The 16,545-nt window shown below is 72.5% G+C and carries 19 protein-coding genes and 1 riboswitch; all 19 genes read left to right on the forward strand.

Translation table 11 applies throughout. The features are described 5' to 3' along the window. The first annotated feature begins 58 nt into the window (after window positions 1–58). Window positions 59–499, forward strand: a complete 441-nt coding sequence (gene dut / locus caldi_RS02510) for a dUTP diphosphatase (protein ID WP_264843541.1) — start codon at window positions 59–61, stop codon at window positions 497–499. 146 nt (window positions 500–645) lie between these two features. After that, complete coding sequence (locus caldi_RS02515; RefSeq protein ID WP_264843542.1) at window positions 646–1,116, forward strand: chemotaxis protein CheW; 471 nt, start codon at window positions 646–648, stop codon at window positions 1,114–1,116. Beyond that, window positions 1,109–1,609: a chemotaxis protein CheW gene (locus caldi_RS02520; protein ID WP_264843543.1), complete on the forward strand. Its 501-nt coding sequence runs from the start codon at window positions 1,109–1,111 to the stop codon at window positions 1,607–1,609. Before caldi_RS02515 ends, caldi_RS02520 begins: the two co-directional genes overlap by 8 nt. Continuing rightward, window positions 1,596–3,701, forward strand: coding sequence for a chemotaxis protein CheA (locus caldi_RS02525; RefSeq protein WP_264843544.1), 2,106 nt, complete (start codon window positions 1,596–1,598; stop codon window positions 3,699–3,701). Before caldi_RS02520 ends, caldi_RS02525 begins: the two co-directional genes overlap by 14 nt. Before the next feature lie 3 nt (window positions 3,702–3,704). Further along, window positions 3,705–4,304: a hypothetical protein gene (locus tag caldi_RS02530; RefSeq protein WP_264843545.1), complete on the forward strand. Its 600-nt coding sequence runs from the start codon at window positions 3,705–3,707 to the stop codon at window positions 4,302–4,304. Beyond that, the gene (locus caldi_RS02535) at window positions 4,301–4,789 is read left to right on the forward strand and encodes a chemotaxis protein CheD (protein ID WP_264843546.1); all 489 of its coding nucleotides are present in this window, start codon (window positions 4,301–4,303) and stop codon (window positions 4,787–4,789) included. The genes caldi_RS02530 and caldi_RS02535 overlap by 4 nt, the downstream gene beginning before the upstream one ends. Before the next feature lie 13 nt (window positions 4,790–4,802). Then, window positions 4,803–5,159, forward strand: coding sequence for a response regulator (locus tag caldi_RS02540; RefSeq protein WP_264843547.1), 357 nt, complete (start codon window positions 4,803–4,805; stop codon window positions 5,157–5,159). 11 nt (window positions 5,160–5,170) lie between these two features. Continuing rightward, window positions 5,171–6,277 (forward strand): protein-glutamate methylesterase/protein-glutamine glutaminase, encoded by a 1,107-nt coding sequence (locus tag caldi_RS02545; RefSeq protein ID WP_264843548.1) that lies wholly within the window; start codon window positions 5,171–5,173, stop codon window positions 6,275–6,277. Then, a complete protein-coding gene (locus caldi_RS02550; protein WP_264843549.1) occupies window positions 6,274–7,107 on the forward strand; it encodes a CheR family methyltransferase in 834 nt (277 codons plus the stop codon). Before caldi_RS02545 ends, caldi_RS02550 begins: the two co-directional genes overlap by 4 nt. Beyond that, on the forward strand, window positions 7,104–7,580 hold the full coding sequence (locus tag caldi_RS02555) for a chemotaxis protein CheX (RefSeq protein ID WP_264843550.1): 477 nt from the start codon (window positions 7,104–7,106) through the stop codon (window positions 7,578–7,580). Before caldi_RS02550 ends, caldi_RS02555 begins: the two co-directional genes overlap by 4 nt. A 71-nt stretch (window positions 7,581–7,651) precedes the next feature. Next, on the forward strand, window positions 7,652–8,662 hold the full coding sequence (locus caldi_RS02560) for an NAD-dependent epimerase/dehydratase family protein (protein ID WP_264843551.1): 1,011 nt from the start codon (window positions 7,652–7,654) through the stop codon (window positions 8,660–8,662). A gap of 93 nt (window positions 8,663–8,755) precedes the next feature. Further along, complete coding sequence (gene dapB, locus caldi_RS02565; RefSeq protein ID WP_264843552.1) at window positions 8,756–9,514, forward strand: 4-hydroxy-tetrahydrodipicolinate reductase; 759 nt, start codon at window positions 8,756–8,758, stop codon at window positions 9,512–9,514. 86 nt (window positions 9,515–9,600) lie between these two features. After that, window positions 9,601–10,515: a dipicolinate synthase subunit DpsA gene (dpsA, locus tag caldi_RS02570; protein ID WP_264843553.1), complete on the forward strand. Its 915-nt coding sequence runs from the start codon at window positions 9,601–9,603 to the stop codon at window positions 10,513–10,515. Window positions 10,516–10,540: 25 nt separating this feature from the next. Beyond that, window positions 10,541–11,137, forward strand: a complete 597-nt coding sequence (gene dpaB, locus caldi_RS02575; RefSeq protein WP_264843554.1) for a dipicolinate synthase subunit B — start codon at window positions 10,541–10,543, stop codon at window positions 11,135–11,137. Window positions 11,138–11,193: 56 nt separating this feature from the next. After that, complete coding sequence (locus caldi_RS02580) at window positions 11,194–12,204, forward strand: aspartate-semialdehyde dehydrogenase (protein ID WP_264843555.1); 1,011 nt, start codon at window positions 11,194–11,196, stop codon at window positions 12,202–12,204. 13 nt (window positions 12,205–12,217) lie between these two features. Further along, window positions 12,218–13,444 (forward strand): aspartate kinase, encoded by a 1,227-nt coding sequence (gene dapG / locus caldi_RS02585; protein WP_264843556.1) that lies wholly within the window; start codon window positions 12,218–12,220, stop codon window positions 13,442–13,444. 63 nt (window positions 13,445–13,507) lie between these two features. Then, a complete protein-coding gene (dapA, locus tag caldi_RS02590; protein ID WP_264843557.1) occupies window positions 13,508–14,398 on the forward strand; it encodes a 4-hydroxy-tetrahydrodipicolinate synthase in 891 nt (296 codons plus the stop codon). A 166-nt stretch (window positions 14,399–14,564) separates the two neighbouring features. Beyond that, window positions 14,565–14,663, forward strand: a riboswitch (cyclic di-GMP riboswitch). Window positions 14,664–14,778: 115 nt separating this feature from the next. Beyond that, a complete protein-coding gene (locus caldi_RS02595; protein WP_264843558.1) occupies window positions 14,779–16,308 on the forward strand; it encodes an HD-GYP domain-containing protein in 1,530 nt (509 codons plus the stop codon). A gap of 6 nt (window positions 16,309–16,314) precedes the next feature. Continuing rightward, window positions 16,315–16,443, forward strand: coding sequence for a hypothetical protein (locus caldi_RS02600; protein ID WP_264843559.1), 129 nt, complete (start codon window positions 16,315–16,317; stop codon window positions 16,441–16,443). Window positions 16,444–16,545: the final 102 nt, after the last annotated feature.

Here is a 16,545-nt window from a genome sequence, read left to right on the forward strand (position 1 = left end):
CCGCGGCACGGTAGCCGGCGGCCGTTTCGCGTGCAGGCGCCGGAGGAGGTGATCGCCGTTGCGCCGCTTCGAGGTGGTGCGGGCGTACCGGGGAAAGGGGATCGAGATCCCGCAGCGGAAGACCGCCGCTTCGGCCGGGTACGACCTGGCCGCCGCGGAGGACGTCGAGGTGCCCCCGGGCGGGGTGGCGCTGGTGCCCACCGGGCTCAAGGCCTACATGCCGCCGGGCGAGTTCCTGGCCCTCTACATCCGCAGCAGCCTGGCGGTGAGCCGCGGGCTGATGCTGGCCAACGGGGTGGCCGTGATCGACGCCGACTACGCGGACAACCCCGAGAACGAGGGGCACATCCTCATCGCCGTCTACAACCGGACGGACCGGCCGGTGCGCATCGCGCGCGGGGAGCGGGTCGCCCAGGGCATCTTCCACCCCTACCAGGTCACGGACGACGACCGGCCGGGCGGACCCCGCCGCGGCGGGTTCGGCAGCACCGGCGCGTGACGCCCGCCGGCACGCCGGGTCGGAAATCCTTCACCGGGTGCGTGTTCTGGCAGAAGGACTTCTGGAACCGGCCGTGGAACGATACTGGCAGATTTTCTCTAGAATGGATGGTTCACTTCTGGCGGCGGCGGAGGTGTGAGCGGGCGTTGGCGGAACAGGTGGTCGTCTTCGGGGTGGCAGGGAAGTCGTACGCGCTGCCCATCGACCACGTGCGGGAAGTGGTGGCGTGGTCTTCCCCCACGCCGCTGCCGGGTGCCCCCCCGCTGGTGGAGGGAGTGGTACGCCTACGTGACGAGGTGATCCCGGTCGTCGACCTGGGGCGCCGCTTCGGCACCGGCCGGGTTCGGCCGGACGCGGAGGCGCGGATCCTCGTCGTCGAGTGGGACGGCCAGGTCGCGGGGCTCATCGTCGACGAGGTGACCGAGGTGATGCAGCTCGCCCCGGACCAGGTGAGCCCGCCGGCACCCATCGCCGTGGACCCGGTGGAGCGCGTGGTCTCGGGGATCGCCCGGGTCGGCGAGCGGCTCGTGCTGATCCTCGACCTGCACAAGGTGGTCCACCGGGCGGCGGAGGCCGTGGCCACCGCGTCCGAGGCGGGAGGTGATCCCGTTGCCTGACCCGACCGCCGCCGGCGGGGAGATCCAGATCGTGGTGCTCCAGGTCGGGCACGAACTCTACGGAGCCCCGATCCGGGACGTGCGGGAGGTGGTGCCGGCCGAGAGCTACCGCATCACCCCCATCCCCCGCATCCCGCGCTACATCCGGGGGGTGACGAACCTCCGGGGCCGGGTCATCCCGGTGATGGACCTGCGGATGCGGCTGGGGTTCACGCCCGGGCCGGTCACCCGCAAGACCCGCATCGCCGTCGTGGAGACCGAGGCGAGCGGGACCGTGGGCATGATCGTCGACGGCGTCTCCGAGGTCGTCCGCCTGCCCGTGCGGACGATCGAGCCCCCGCCCGAGGACCGGACGGACGGCAGCCTCGCCTTCGTCCAGGGCGTGGCCCGCCTGGGCGACCGGCTGGTCGCACTCCTGGACCTGCACCGGGTCCTCACGCGTGAGGACCGGCGGCCCGCGATCGAGGGGGGACGGCACGGTGCTGCAGTTTGACGCGACCGAGGAGGACATCAAGGTCTTCCTCGACGAGGCGGAGGAGCTCCTCCAGGTGATGGAGGAGAACGTCCTCGCACTCGAGGGCGGGCAGGGGGGCGCCGAGGCTCTCCAGGAGATCTTCCGGGCCGCCCACACCCTCAAGGGCTCGTCGGCCACCCTCGGGCACCGCAAGATGGCCGAGGTGACCCACGCCATGGAGGGCCTGCTGGACCGCCTCCGCAAGGGGGCCGTGCGGCCCACCCCGCGCGTGGTGGACACGCTCTTCGCCTGCCTCGACGTGCTCAAGACATTCAAGGAGGAGATCGCCTCCGGGGAGGAGGCCGGCATCGAGACGGAGGAGGTCCTGGCCCGGCTGGCCCTCGTCGAGCGGGAGGCAGCGGTGGAGGCGCCGGCGGCGCCCCCGGGCGCCCCGGACGCGCCCGGCGGGCCCGGCCCGGCTCCGGATCCCGCCGACGCCCAGTACCTGCGGCAGGCGCAGGCGCGCGGCCTCACCCCCTGGTGGATCGAGGTGACCGTCAGCCCGGACGCGCCCATGCCGTCCGTACGTTACTTCCAGGCCCTGCTGGCCCTGGGCGAGCGAGGCGAGGTCGTGCGCTCCTGGCCGACCCAGGACGAGATCGAGCAGGACCGGGTCGGCGAGAACCTGCGGGTGCTCTACGCCTCCGCGCAGAGCGAGGCCGATCTGCGCGCCGCCCTGGCGTCCGTGCCGGAACTGCGCGTCACGTCGGTGCGACAAGTGAGCCTCCCGCCGGTGGCCGCGGACGACCTCGCTGCGGTGACCCTGGAGGAGCAGGACGAGGAGGGCGAGGCCGAGCCGGTCCGTCCGGCCGGCGACGGTTCACCGCCGGCAGGGAGCCCCGGGAGCCTCCGGATCAAGGGGGCCCGCACGGTCCGGGTCGACGTCGAGGTCCTCGACAACTTGATGAACCTCGTCGGCGAGCTCGTGATCGACCGCACGCGCCTCGTCCAGGTGTTGACCACCATGGAGGTGCAGCGGGGAGAGGACGAGCACGTGCGGGACCTCCTCGGCGCGGTGAGCCACATCGGACGGGTGACCGCCGACCTGCAGGAGCTGATCATGCGGGCCCGGATGCTGCCGGTGCAGAGCCTGTTCCGCAAGTTCCCCCGCATGGTCCGCGACCTGGCGCACGCCGCCGGCAAGGAGATCCAGTTCATCGTGCGGGGCGAGGAGACCGAGCTGGACCGGTCGGTCATCGAGGAGATCGGCGACCCGCTCATGCACATCCTCCGCAACGCCATCGACCACGGCATCGAGCCGCCCGACGAGCGGGTGCGCCTCGGCAAGCCGCGGGCCGGCACGGTGATCCTGGAGGCCAGGCACGAGGAGAACCACATCATCATCACGGTGAAGGACGACGGGCGCGGCATCGACCCGGCGAGGGTCCGGGCTGCCGCCGTCCGCAAGGGCCTCCTGAGCGAGGAGGCGGCCCGCCGGCTCTCGGACGAGGAGGCCGTCCGGCTGATCTTCGCCCCCGGGTTCTCGACGGCCGAGAAGGTCAGCGAGGTCTCGGGCCGGGGCGTGGGCCTCGACGTGGTGCACAAGAACATCGAGAAGCTGAGCGGGACCGTGGAGATCCAGTCCGAGGTCGGGCGGGGCACCGAGTTCCGCATCAAGCTGCCGCTCACCCTCGCCATCATCCGGGCCCTCCTGGTCGAGCACGCCGGCACCGTCTACGCGATCCCCCTGGGCGCCGTGACCGAGACCGTCCACCTCACGCCCGCCGAGATCCAGACCGTGAAGGGGCGGGAGGTCATCGTCAGCCGGGGGACGGTCGTGCCCCTCGTCCGGCTGGAGCGCGCCTTCGAGGTCGACCTCCCGGCCGGGGAGGAGCCCGGGGAGCTCTTCGCCGTCATCGTCAACGTGTTCGGGCGCCAGGTGGGCATCGTCGTCCACGGGCTGGTGGGCGAGGGCGACGTGGTCATCAAGTCGCTGGGGCAGTACATCGGCGAGGTGCCGGGCATCTCCGGCGCCACCCTCCTCGGCGACGGCAGCGTCGCCATCATCCTCGACGTCGCCGGCCTGATCTCCATCAGCTCCGGTCTCCTGGCCCGTCCGAGGAGCGCCTAGCCGATGGTCTCCCTCACCGCCCGCCAGTTCAGTAGCCTCGAGGCCATCGTCCGGGACGGCCTGGCGAACGCCTCGGCAGGGCTGTCCGCCATGTCCGGCGGGCAACTTCGCCTCGAGTCGCCCGTCGTGCGGATGATCCCTCTCACCGAGGTTCCCGAGGTGGCGGGGGGACCGGCGGCGGTGGTCGTGGCGGTCTACCTGGCGATCGGCGGTGACCTCCGCGGGCACCTGGTGCTCCTGTTCACGGAGGCGGGTGCCCGGCGGGCGGCCGACTTCCTTTTCGGGGCCCCGCCCGGGACCACGGCCGAACTGGGCGAGCTCGAGCTCTCCGCCCTGGCGGAGGCCGGGAACGTCGCCGGCTCGCACCTCCTCAACGTCCTCGCCAACCGTACGGGGCTCGCCATCGTGCCCAGCGCACCCGCGGTCGTGACCGACATGGCGGGCGCGATCCTGCAGCAGGTGGTGCTGGACCTCCTCCTGCAGGCGGACGAGGTGCTCCTCGTCGAGACCGCCATCAACGGGACCGTGCAAGGGTACTTCCTGCTCCTGCCCGACCAGGACTCCATGAGCCGGCTGGTCGCGGCGCTCGAGGATCTTGCATGACGCGAATCACGCCCCTGGGGCTGGGCGAGATGGCGGCGAGTCGCGATCCCGAAGAGGTGCTCGTGTGTTACGGACTGGGCTCCTGCATGGGCGTGGCCCTGATCGATCCCGTCGCCGGGGTGGGAGGGATGGCCCACGTGGTGCTGCCGTCGTCGGAGCTCGCCCGGGGCCCGGTTCAGCCCGGCCGCTTCGCCGACACCGCGATCCCTGCTCTCATCGATTCGATCCTCGCCCTCGGGGGCAGCCGCGGGCGGCTCGTGGCCAAGATCGCGGGCGGCGCCCGGGTCCTGGACGCGATCGCGCCGGGTTCCCGGCTGGACATCGGCACCCGGAACGTGGAGGCGGTCCGCCAGGTCCTGGCGGCGGCCCGGATCCCCCTGACGGCCGAGGATACCGGGGGCAACTACGGACGGACCGTGCAGCTCGTCGTCGCCACCGGCCAGGTACGGGTGTCCACGGTCGGTCGGGGCGAGAAAGTTCTCTAGGGAGGGAGACCCGTTGCCGAAGATCCTCCTGGTGGATGACGCCGCCTTCATGCGCATGCGCTCCGCCAAGCTCCTGACGGAGCACGGCTACGAGGTCGCGGAGGCGGAGAACGGTCAGGAGGCGGTGGCCAAGTACCAGTCCTGGAACCCCGATCTGGTGCTCATGGACATCACCATGCCGGTCATGGACGGCATCACGGCCACCCGGCAGATCAAGAGCATCGATCCCGACGCGAAGGTGGTCATGGTCAGCGCCCTGGGGCAGCAGACCATGGTGATCGAGGCGATCAAGGCGGGGGCGCGCGACTTCGTGGTCAAGCCCTTCGAGCCCGAGAAGATCCTGGCGACCGTGCGCAAGTTCGTCGGCTAGGAGGCCGGCACATGGAGACGCGCCCCATCCGCGTCCTCGTCGTGGACGACTCTGCCTTCATGCGCCGGATCATCTCCCAGCTCCTCGGTTCCGAACCGGATATCGAGGTGGTGGGCACGGCCCGCGACGGCCTCGATGGCGTGGAGAAGGCGCTGGCGCTCGCACCCGACGTGATCACCCTGGACATCGAGATGCCGCGGCTGGACGGCTACGGCGCCCTGCGCGAGATCATGCGGCAGAGGCCCACCCCCGTGGTCATGGTGTCCAGTCACACCCGGGAGGGGGCGGAGGCCACGATCCGGGCCCTGGCCATGGGGGCCGTGGACGTCCTCGCCAAGCCCTCCGGGCCGATCTCGCTCGACATGGCCACGGTCCGCGCCGACCTCGTCCGCAAGGTCCGGGCCGCTGCCGGCGCAAAGGTGAGGTACCGGCGTGCCCTGGCGGAGCTGCCGAGGCTGGCCCGGCCCAAGGACCCCCCGGCGCCGGGGCTGGCACCGGTCGCGGAGGCGGCCGGGCAGGTCGTGGTGATCGCCTGCTCGACGGGCGGCCCCGGCGCCCTGCATCAGGTCGTGCCCCGTCTGCCGGCGGACCTGGGCGCCGGCGTGCTGGTGGTCCAGCACATGCCCCCCGGATTCACCCGTTCCCTGGCGAACCGGCTCGACGAGATCTCACCGATCGCCGTGCGGGAGGCCGAGGAGGGCGACCCCGTGCTGCCGGGTCAGGTCCTGATCGCCCCCGGCGGCCTGCACATGACGGTGACCCCCGGGCGCCGGGTGCACCTCACGGACGACCCGCCCGTGCACGGGGTGCGGCCGGCGGCGGACCCCCTTCTGGAGAGCGCGGCCCAGGTGTTCGGTTCCCGGGTGCTGGCAGTGGTGCTTACCGGCATGGGCTACGACGGGGCCCGGGGCGCGTACGCCGTGAAGCGGGCCGGCGGGCGGTGCGTGGCGGAGCACGAGTCGACCTGCGTGGTCTATGGCATGCCCCGGGCCGTGGTGGAGATGGGGCTGGCCGACGAGGTGCTGCCGGTCCACGAGATCGCGGGCGCGATCGCCCGCCTGGTGGCAGCGCCGCCCGGCGGCGGCGCGGTCGCGGAGGCAGGCGGGGCGGCGCCATGAACCTGGAGGGCTATCCGGTCTTCCGGCGCACGGTGAAGACCCTGACCGGGATCGACCTGGACGCGTACAAGGGGAACCAGCTGGAGCGGCGCCTGCAGGGGATCCTCCGCCGGGTCGGCGTTCCCGACCTGATCCAGTACAGCCGCCTCCTCCAGAGCGACTCCAGGCGCCTGCAGGAGTTCCGCGATTTCCTCACCATCAACGTGACGGAGTTCTTCCGCAACCCGGACCGCTTCGAGGACCTCAAGCACAAGGTGCTGCCGGCTCTCCTGCGGGAGCGGCGCCCGCTCCGGATCTGGAGCGCCGGGTGCTCGACGGGGGCGGAGCCCTACTCGATCGCCATCATCCTCGACGAGATCGACCCGGGCGGGCGGCACGACATCCTGGCCACCGACGTCGACGCCACCGCCCTGGCACAGGCCCGGGAAGCCGTGTACCAGGAGCGGGAGATGAAGGAGGTCTCCCCCGCGCGGCGGCGCCGCTACTTCACGGAGACGCCGTCCGGCTGGCAGGTGGTGCCCCACATCCGCAGCGCCGTCCGGTTCGTCCAGCACAACCTCCTGTCCGACCCGTTCCCGGGAGACCTGGACCTGATCGTGTGCCGGAACGTCGTGATCTACTTCGCCGAGGAAGCGAAGACGGCCCTGTACGAGCGGTTCCGGCGCTCGCTGCGCCCCGGCGGGGTCCTCTTCGTGGGGGGGACGGAGAGCCTTCTCCGGGCCAGAGAGCTCGGATTCACCCCACTCTTGCCGTTCTTCTACACCACGCTTCCGGCCTCCCGGCCGGAGGCCGAGACACGCCAAGGAAGGCAGGGGACGGATCACCCGTGAAAGCCGAGTTCATCAACCCGTTCGTCAGCGCCGCCTACCGGGTCCTTCAGACGGAGGCCCGGTGCGAGGTCAAGCGGGGCACCGTGACCATCGAGGACTCTCCGCTGATCTCCGACGAGGTCACGGTCCTGATCGGGGTCGTGGGGCGGGCGCAGGGGCTCGTTCTCTACGCCATGTCGGAGAAGACGGCGAAGAACCTCGTGAGCGCCATGACGGGCGAGATCATGCCTGTCTTCGACAGCATGGTGGAGAGCGCCGTCGCCGAGATGGGCAACGTGATCACGGGCCTGGCCAGCGGCGAGCTCGAGAAGGCCGGCTACCCGGTCAAGATCGCTCCGCCTTCGGTGGTGGTGGGGAAGGGGACGGCGATCTCCACCCTGAGCCTGCGCCGCCTCGTCATCCCGCTCGAGACCCCGCTCGGGGACATCACGGTGCACGTCGCGCTGCGGGAGTCCAACCACGCCCTCTCCTGACGCGCCCCGGTCTCCGGCGCGCGCGGGCTGCCCTGCCCCGTAGCATCCAATGGGGAGCGGGGGGTGTGCCCGTGCGCTGTCTCGTCCTGGGCGGGACCGGGTTCATCGGCCGGGCCGTGGTGGCGGAACTCGTCCGGCGGGGCCACCGCGTCGCCGTCCTGCACCGGGGGGTGACGCCGTGGGAGCCCATCCCGGGCGTGGAGTACGTGCGGGGCGACCGCACCCGGCTGGGAGACCTGCGGGATCGCCTCCTGGCGCTCAGGCCGGACGCGGTGGTCGACGCGGCGCCGCGAGGCCCGGACTCGGCCCCGGTGGTCGCGCTCTTCCGGGACCGCATCCGGGCGTCGGTGCACATCTCCAGCCAGGCCGTCTACCGGGCCTGGCAGGTGGCGTGGACGGGGCGCGGCAACCCCGACCCGGTGCCCCTGACCGAGGACTCGCCCCTGCGGAGCCGGCCGGGGCTCGGCGAGGACGGTTACGAGCCGCTCCTGACGGAGCAGGCGGTGCGCGGCCAGCCGGGCTTTCCGGCGACGGTGCTCCGCCTGCCGCCCGTGTACGGCCCCGGCGACCACCATGGCCGGGAGTGGCTCGTCATCCGGCGGCTCCTCGACGGCCGGACGATCCTGCCCGTCGGCGGCGGGGCGGCCTGGCTGTGGACCCGGGCCCACGTGGCCGACGTGGCGCGGGCGGTGGCCCTGGCGGCCGCATCGTCGCGGGCGGCCGGCGAGGTGTACAACGTGGGCGAGCCGCGGGCGCTCACCCTGGCGGCCTGGGCCCGGGCCGTCGCCCGCGCCATGGGGCGGGAGATCCGCCTCGTCCGCATCCCGGACCGCCTCCTGCCGCCGCACCTCCAGCTGTTCGCCTACCGGCCCCAGCACATGCTCAGCTCGAGCGAGCGCATCCGGGCGCACCTCGGCTACCGGGAAGGCCGGCCCCCGGAGGAGTCGCTGGCCGAGACGGTGCGCTGGCATCTCGAGCATCCGCCGCCGGGGGGCGGGCCGGCCCCGGACTACGCGGCCGAGGACGCCGCGCTGGCCCGGGCCCGGGAGCTCGGGCTGGCGGCGGAGGACCCCGACGAGTGAGGCCCACCCGCCGGCGCCGGCGGGCCGTTGACAAGCCGTGCCGGACTGTGCGTATTCTAGTGCCAACCGGTCCGCAGCCGAGGTGTCGCAGTGTTGGAGCCGATTCGGGTCGTGGTGGCGGGTGCCACGGGCAAGGTGGGGCGGGAAGTCTGTCGGGCTCTCCTGCGGGAGCCCGGCTTCCGGCTCGCCGGGGCCGTGGCCCGCTCGGGCGCGGGGCGGGACGTCGGCGAGCTGCTGGGGAGCGAGCCCGTCGGCGTGCCGGTGAGCCGGTCGCTCGACGAAGCCCTGGCCCGCTGTACGGGGGACCCCCCCCAGGTCCTGGTCGATTTCACGACGGCCGAGGCCGCACGGGAGACGCTCCCGGCCGCGATCCGAAAACAGATGGCGCCGGTGGTCGGCACCACCGGCCTGTCCCGCGCCGAGCTCGCGGCGCTGGCGGCGGCCTGCCGCGAGGCCGGCGTGGGCGGGGCCTTCGTGGCGAACTTCGCCATCGGCGCCATGTTGATGATGCGCTTCGCCGCGGAGGCGCGGCGCTTCTTCCCCCACGTGGAGATCATCGAGATGCACCACCACACGAAGCTCGACGCCCCGTCGGGCACCGCCATCCGCACCCGGGAGCGGCTCGAGGCGGCCCGGGGCGACCTGCAGGGGCCCTCGGTCCCGGTCCACTCGGTGCGTCTCCCCGGGCTGGTGGCCCACCAGGAGGTCATCTTCGGGGGCCCCGGCCAGACCCTCACCATCCGCCACGACGCCACCTCGCGCGAGTCGTACGTCCCCGGCGTCCTCCTCGCCTGCCGCTGGGTGCTGGCGCACCCTGGCGAGGTTGCCTTCGACCTGGAAGAGATGGTGTAAACGTCCGGCGCCGCCCGTCCGTCCGGGGCATGGCCTCCGCCCCCTCATACACTGGGGGTGAGGTCGGACCCAGAGGAGGGTCGGCGATGAGCGTGGCCGGACGGTCGGTGGCGGTGCTGGGTGGCGACCGGCGCATGGCGGCCGCGGCGGCCGAGCTCGCCGCCCGGGGGGCCTGGGTGCGGGTGACGCATCTGCCGGGGGACGCGGCGCCGCCGGGCACGACCCGCACGAGCGGCCCCGACGAGGCGCTGAGGGGCTGCGAGGTCGTGCTCCTGCCGGTCCAGCCGGTGGGGGAGGACGGCCGCATCTACACGGAGTCGCCCGCACGCCCGCTGTACATCCGCCCTGCCGCGCTGGACCGCCTGGCGCCGGGCGCCGTGATCCTGGTCGGGGTGGCGCCGGATTTCCTGCGGCAGGCCGCCCGGGAGCGGGGCCTGCGCCTGGTCGAGTACCGGGACCGGGACGACTTCGCGGTGGCGAACTCCGTGCCGTCGGCCGAGGGCGCGATCCAGATGGCCATGGAAGCCTCGCCGCTGTGCCTCTCGGGCAGCGAGGCGCTGGTCCTCGGCTACGGGCGCACGGGCATGACCCTGGCCCACATGCTGAGGGGCCTCGGCGCCCGGGTCACCGTGGTGGCCCGGGGCCGGATGGACCGCCTCCGCGCCCACGCCCTGGGGCACCGGGCCGTCGACTTCGGGGCGCTGCCGGACGCAGCCGAGCACGCGGACTTCGTGTTCAACACGGTTCCTGCCTGCGTGCTGACCCGGGACGTGCTCGCCCGGATGCCCGGGCACGCCGTGATCGTGGACCTGGCCTCCGCGCCGGGGGGAACGGACTTCGCCGCTGCCGAGGAGCTGGGCCTGCGGGCCTTCCTGGCGCCGGGCCTGCCCGGCAGGGTGGCGCCGGTGACCGCCGGGCGGATCATCGCCGACCTCGTGACCGCCGACCTCGCCGAAGAGCACCCTGACCCCGCCGGCTCGCCGCCGCAGGGAGCGGGGTGACCACCCGCACGGGGGAGCGATCACGATGGGCATCCTGGCGGGGAGGCGAATCGGCTTCGCGATGGCGGCCTCGCACTGCAACCTCGCCCGCGCCGTGAAGGCGATGGAGCAGGTGGTGGCCGAGGGCGCCGAGGTGATCCCGATCTTCTCCCACAACGTCCAGACCACCGAGACCCGCTTCGGTGCGCCCGAGGACTGGCTGCGCGAGGTCGAGCGCATCACCGGCCGCCGGCCCCTGACCACGATTCCGGAGGTCGAGCCCTTCGGCCCCCGCAAGGAAGTGGACTGCACGGTCGTGTGCCCGTGCACGGGCAACACGCTGGCCAAGCTGGCGAACGCCATCAACGACACGCCGGTGTGCATGGCCGTGAAGGCCACCCTCCGCAACCAGCGTCCTGTCGTGCTGGCCATCACCTCGAACGACATCCTGGGCATCAACGCCCGCAACCTGGGCTTCCTCCTGGCCGCGAAGGGATTCTACTTCGTGCCGTTCGGCCAGGACAACCCGCACGCCAAGCCCACCTCCGTGGACGCCCGGATCGAGGAGTTCCTGGTGCCCACGATCGCCGCCGCCCTGGAGGGGAGGCAGCTGCAGCCCCTCCTGCTCGGGCCGGCCGGTTAGCCCGACCCCGGGCCCGGGCGGCGCCACGTGTGCAGAGAAGGAGGAAGTCCGAACCCGTGAAGAACGTTGCCATCCTCGGCGCCTCCGGGCTCGTCGGCCAGGAGCTGCTGCGCATCCTGGCCGAACGCCGGTTTCCCGTCCGACAGCTGAAGGTGCTGGCCACCTCCCGAAGCGCCGGGCAGACCATCGAGTACATGGGAGAGGAACTGACCATCGAGGAAGCCCGCCCGGAGGCCTTCGAGGGGGTCGACATCGCCTTCTTCGCCGCCTCCAACGACGCCAGCCGGGAGCTGGCCCCGGAGGCAGTCCGGCGGGGCTGCGTGGTGATCGACAAGTCCAGCTACTGGCGCATGGACCCCGAGGTGCCGCTGGCCGTGCCCGAGGTGAACCCGGAGGCCATCCGGCGCCACAAGGGGATCCTGGCGAGCCCCAACTGCTCGACGATCCAACTCGTCATGGCCCTCCACCCCCTGAAGGCGGCTGCCGGCCTCAGGCGCGTCGTGGTGTCGACGTACCAGTCCGTCTCCGGCACCGGCAAGGACGCCGTGGAGGAACTGCGGCAGCAGGCCCCCCGGGTCCTGCAGGGCGACGGGGTGGGCCCCGGCCGCGTCTACGAGAAGCCCATCGCCTTCAACGTGCTCGCCCGGTGCGACGCGTTCGAGGCCAACGGCTACACGAAGGAAGAGATGAAGCTCACCCGGGAGACGCGCAAGATCCTCGAGATGCCGGACCTCCCGATCTCGGCCACGGCGGTCCGCGTGCCGGTGTTCGTTGGCCACTCGGAGTCCGTGCTGGTGGAGACCGGGCGGCCCCTCAGCGTGGAGGAGGCCCGGGAGGCGCTCCGCCGGCAGCCCGGCGTGGTGGTGGTCGACGACCCGGAGCGTCTCGAGTACCCCGACGCGCTCTCCGCCGCCGGGCGGGACGAGGTGTTCGTCGGCCGGATCCGGGAAGACCTCTCGGCACCCGGGAGCCTGTGGATGTGGGTGGTCAGCGACAACCTCCGCAAGGGGGCGGCGCTGAACGCCGTGCAGATCGCCGAGTTCCTGGTGCAGGAGGGCCTCGCGTAGGGAGGCCTTCGGCTTGCGCATCATCGTGCAGAAGTTCGGCGGCACCTCCGTTGCCTCGCGGGAGGGCCGCCAGCGTGCGTGCAGCCACGTCGAGGAGGCGCGCCGCGAGGGGCTGTGCCCCGTGGTCGTCGTGTCGGCCATGGGGCGCAGCGGCGATCCGTACGCCACCGACACGCTCCTCTCCGTGGCCACGGCGGAGAACCCCGAGGTCCCGCCCCGGGACCAGGATCTGCTTCTTTCCTGCGGCGAGATCATCGCCGCCGTGGTGCTGTCCGGCACCCTGCGCGCCCGGGGGGTGCCGGCCGTGCCGCTCACCGGCGCCCAGGCGGGCATCGTCACGGACGGCCACCACGGGGACGCCGCCATCGTGCAGGTACGGACGCAGCGGCTCCTCGAGCACCTGCGCCGCGGCGAGGTGCCGGTCGTCTGCGGCTTCCAGGGCGTCACGGAGGACGGCGAGGTGACCACCCTGGGGCGCGGCGGGTCCGACACCACGGCGGCCGCCCTGGGTGGAGCCCTGCGGGCCGAGGTGGTGGAGATCTACACCGACGTCGACGGGGTGAAGACGGCGGACCCGCGCCTCGTGCCCGATGCCCGCACCCTGCCGGTCACCACGTACGACGAGGTCGCCCAGATGGCGCACCACGGCGCCAAGGTGATCCATCCGCGGGCCGTGGAGATCGCCATGCAGTCCAACGTGCCGCTGCGGGTGCGGTCGACCTTCTCCGACAGCCCGGGTACCCTCGTGACGTTCTCCGTGGAGGCCGCGGGCACGGCGGTCTCGCCGCTGCGCCCCATGGGGGCAGTGACCGCCGTCACCCACGTCTCGGGGCTGGCGCAGGTGGCCGTCGAGGTGGAGCCCGGGGATCCCCGGGGCCTGGAGATGCTCCGGCACCTCGCCGATGCCGGGATCTCCATCGACCTGATCAACCTGTACCCGGACCGCAAGGTCTTCTGCATCGACGAGCGGCGGGCCCCCCGGGCACGGGCGGTCCTGACCGGCCTGGGCCTGGCGCCCCGGGTCCGCACCGGGCTCGTGAAGGTGTCGGTGGTCGGAGCCGGCATGCGGGGCCGGCCGGGGGTCATGGCCACGATCGCGGAGGCCCTGGCGGGGGCGGGGGTAGAGATCCTCCAGACCGCCGACTCCCACGTGACCATCTCGTGCCTCATCCAGCAGGAAGACCTGGAGCGGGCCGTGCGGGCCTTGCACCGTGCGTTCGGGCTCGGGAGCGGGAACTGACCGCTGCCCCGGCTGCCGCTCCGGCCCGCACCGCCACACGCTCCCTGAGGAGGGAAACCGCGCATGCCCCCCTTTGGCCGGCTGGTCACCGCCATGGTGACCCCCATGCAGGCCGACGGCTCGGTGGACTACGAACGGGCGGCGCTTCTCGCCCGCCGGCTGGCGGACGAGGGGAGCGACGCGATCGTGGTCGCGGGTACCACGGGCGAGTCGCCGACGCTGTCCAGGGACGAGAAGCTTCGCCTGTTCGAGACCGTGGCCCGTGCCGTGGGCGCCCGGGTGAAGGTCCTGGCCGGAACGGGCTCGTACAACACGGCGGAGTCGGTCCAGCTCTCCCGCCAGGCGGAGGGGACCGGCGTCCACGGCCTCCTGCTCGTGACGCCCTACTACAACAAGCCGCCGCAGGAGGGCCTGTTCCGCCACTTCGGCGCGATCGCCGAGGCGACCCGGCTGCCGATCATGCTGTACAACGTGCCCAGCCGGACCTCGGTCAACCTGCTCCCGGCGACCGTGGCGCGCCTCGTGCGCGCCTTCCCCAACATCGTCGCCCTGAAGGAGTGCGTGCCCGAGCAGGCGGGCGCCGTGCTGCGGGAAGCGCCGGAGGGATTCGCCGTGTACTCCGGTGACGACGCGGCCACCTTGCCGATCATGGCCCAGGGGGGCGTGGGGGTCGTGAGCGTCGCCAGCCACGTGGTGGGACCCCGGATGCGGGAGATGATCGACGCCTACGTGGCCGGTGACGTGGCCCGGGCCGCCCGGATCCACCAGGAGCTCCTGCCGGTGTTCAAGGCGCTCTTCGCCACCACGAACCCGATCCTGGTCAAGGCCGCCCTGGAGATGGTGGGCTTCCCGGTCGGGGGCCTGCGCCTGCCGCTCGTCGAGGCCACGGAGAAGGAGCGGGAGCTGCTGCGTGAGGCACTGGCCGGGGCGGGGGTGTTGGTGTCCGGAAGCTAGGAGGGCTGAGGCGGCGATAGACAGCCGCAGGCGACGCGAGGACGATGCCAGCGGCCGCGATGCGCTCGTAGGTGCCGCCAGACGGCCCGTCCGCTGTTGCAGCAAGTACACACTGCCTCTTCAATGGCAGTAGTGGATTCGGACTTGGAAGACTTGCCAGGGCTAACCCGCTTCAGGGCAAACCCAGCGAAAGCTGGGGGCGCAAAGCCAGGAGCCTACAGCCGGGGGCGTTCTCGCCCCCGGCCAGGGTCGTCCGGTTGCCGGGTCGCCTCTGAGCAGGTGCACGTGGGCACCTGCCGCCCGGAGCGGGCGGCAGGTGCGTCTCGTTTCAGCGGGACCGCAGGAGCGGGGGATGCGGCCGGGGCCGTGGGGGTGACGGGATGCCCGGGTTGCCCGAGAAGGCGGAGGCGAGACGGTCCCAGGGCGCAGCGCTGTTCGCGCGCGGCCTCTACGTCGCGGCCGCCGCCGCCTTCGAGGAATGGCTGGAGATCGTCGAGCCCAGCGGCCACCCGAACCTGATCCTGCCGCCTCTGAACGCCCTGGCCAGCGTGGCCCTGCAGCGCAACGAGTACGAGCGGGTGCTCGCCTGGCTGGACCGGGCCCTGCCGTACGCGGACGACCCCCGGGCCGACCCGCTTCACGTGGCGAAGATGCGCGTGAATCGTCTGGCCGCACTGGTGTGGTGCGCCCGGGACGACGAGGTGGAGGCCGAGGGACAGGAGGCGCTGGCGGCGGCGGAGAGGGCAGGCGTACCCTACCTGGCCGGCCGTGCGCTGCTCAACCTGAGCAGCTTCCGGGCTCTGACCGGCGACTGGATCCGCATGCGGCACGAGGCGAGGACCGCTCTGACCCACCTCGATCCCCAAGACGACGAAGCGCTTCTCCTGGCCTACCTGAACCTTGGAATCGCGCACCTCGAGCTGGGGGCCCTTCGCCTGGCCGAACGAGACTTGCGGGCGTCGCTCCGGCGCACCCAGCGCATCACCGCGCGCACGGGTTACGTGCACACTGAGCTCGGCCGTCTGGCCCGCCTGCGCGGTGACTACGCCGAAGCGCTGGCCAGCGGCTCCCGGGCACTTGCTCACTTCCTCGAAGACGTCGCGGTGGTCGACAAGGCAGAGGTCGCGCGGGTGTCCGAGCTGTTCGGCGACCTCTTCGCGGCGTCGGGCGACCGGAACCTGGCGCTCAAGTACCTGAACCGGAGCGCCGCGTACTACTCGCAGCTCGGCCATTCCGCCGGCTGGCAGCGGGTGATGACCCGGATCGGCGAGGTGCTGCCGCTCCGGGGACGCGCCCTGGTGGCGCCCCTCCCCGCCCACGTGGTCCAGCCCCTGAGCCTCCTGACCGCCGTTCTGGACCTCACCGACGACATCGAGTGCGTCGACCCCCACCTGCGCGGCCACTCCGAGCGGGTGGCGCAGCTGGCGGGCGTCGTGGGCCGGGCGGCCGGGCTGGCGCCCGACGCCCTGCGCACCCTGCTCCTCGCCGCCCGGCTCCACGACGTGGGCAAGGTGGCCATCGACGTGGAGATCTTGCGCAAGGCTGGCCCCCTCACCGAGCAGGAGTGGGAACGGGTCCGCCTCCACCCGGCGATCGGCGCGGAGATGCTCCGGGCGTACGACCTCGACCCGGCCGGCCTCGAGGCGATCCGCCACCACCACGAGCACTGGGACGGGAGCGGCTACCCGGCCGGCCTCCGGGGCGAGGCCATCCCGCTCCTGGCCCGGATCCTGGCCGTGGCAGACGTCTACGACGCCCTCACCTCGGACCGCGCCTACCGGCCCGCCCACCGGCACGAAGAGGCGCTGCGCCTCATGGAAGAGATGGCCGGGCGCGAGCTCGATCCCGATCTGGTGGATCTCTTCCTGGGACTCCACCGGTTCTCCAGCACGGGGGGAGAATGGAGGTAGAAAGAGATGCGGCGCATCTGGGCAGCGCTCCTGGTCGTCCTGACCCTGGTGGCCCTGTCCACCACCGCAGCCGCCGGGGCCAAGGGCAAGGTAAGCCGCCCGCAGGGCCCGTTCACGATCGGTGGCGGCTGGTGAGCCGGGACCCGGAGGCGAGGCCGGAAAGGCGGAGGGACCTTTCCGGCCTCGCCCGTTTTCCGGACGTTGCGGGTTCCGTGGGGACATCGCTTGTGGACGCTG

Source organism: Caldinitratiruptor microaerophilus, from assembly GCF_025999835.1.
Taxonomy (GTDB): Bacteria; Bacillota; Sulfobacillia; order Symbiobacteriales; family ZC4RG38; genus Caldinitratiruptor; species Caldinitratiruptor microaerophilus.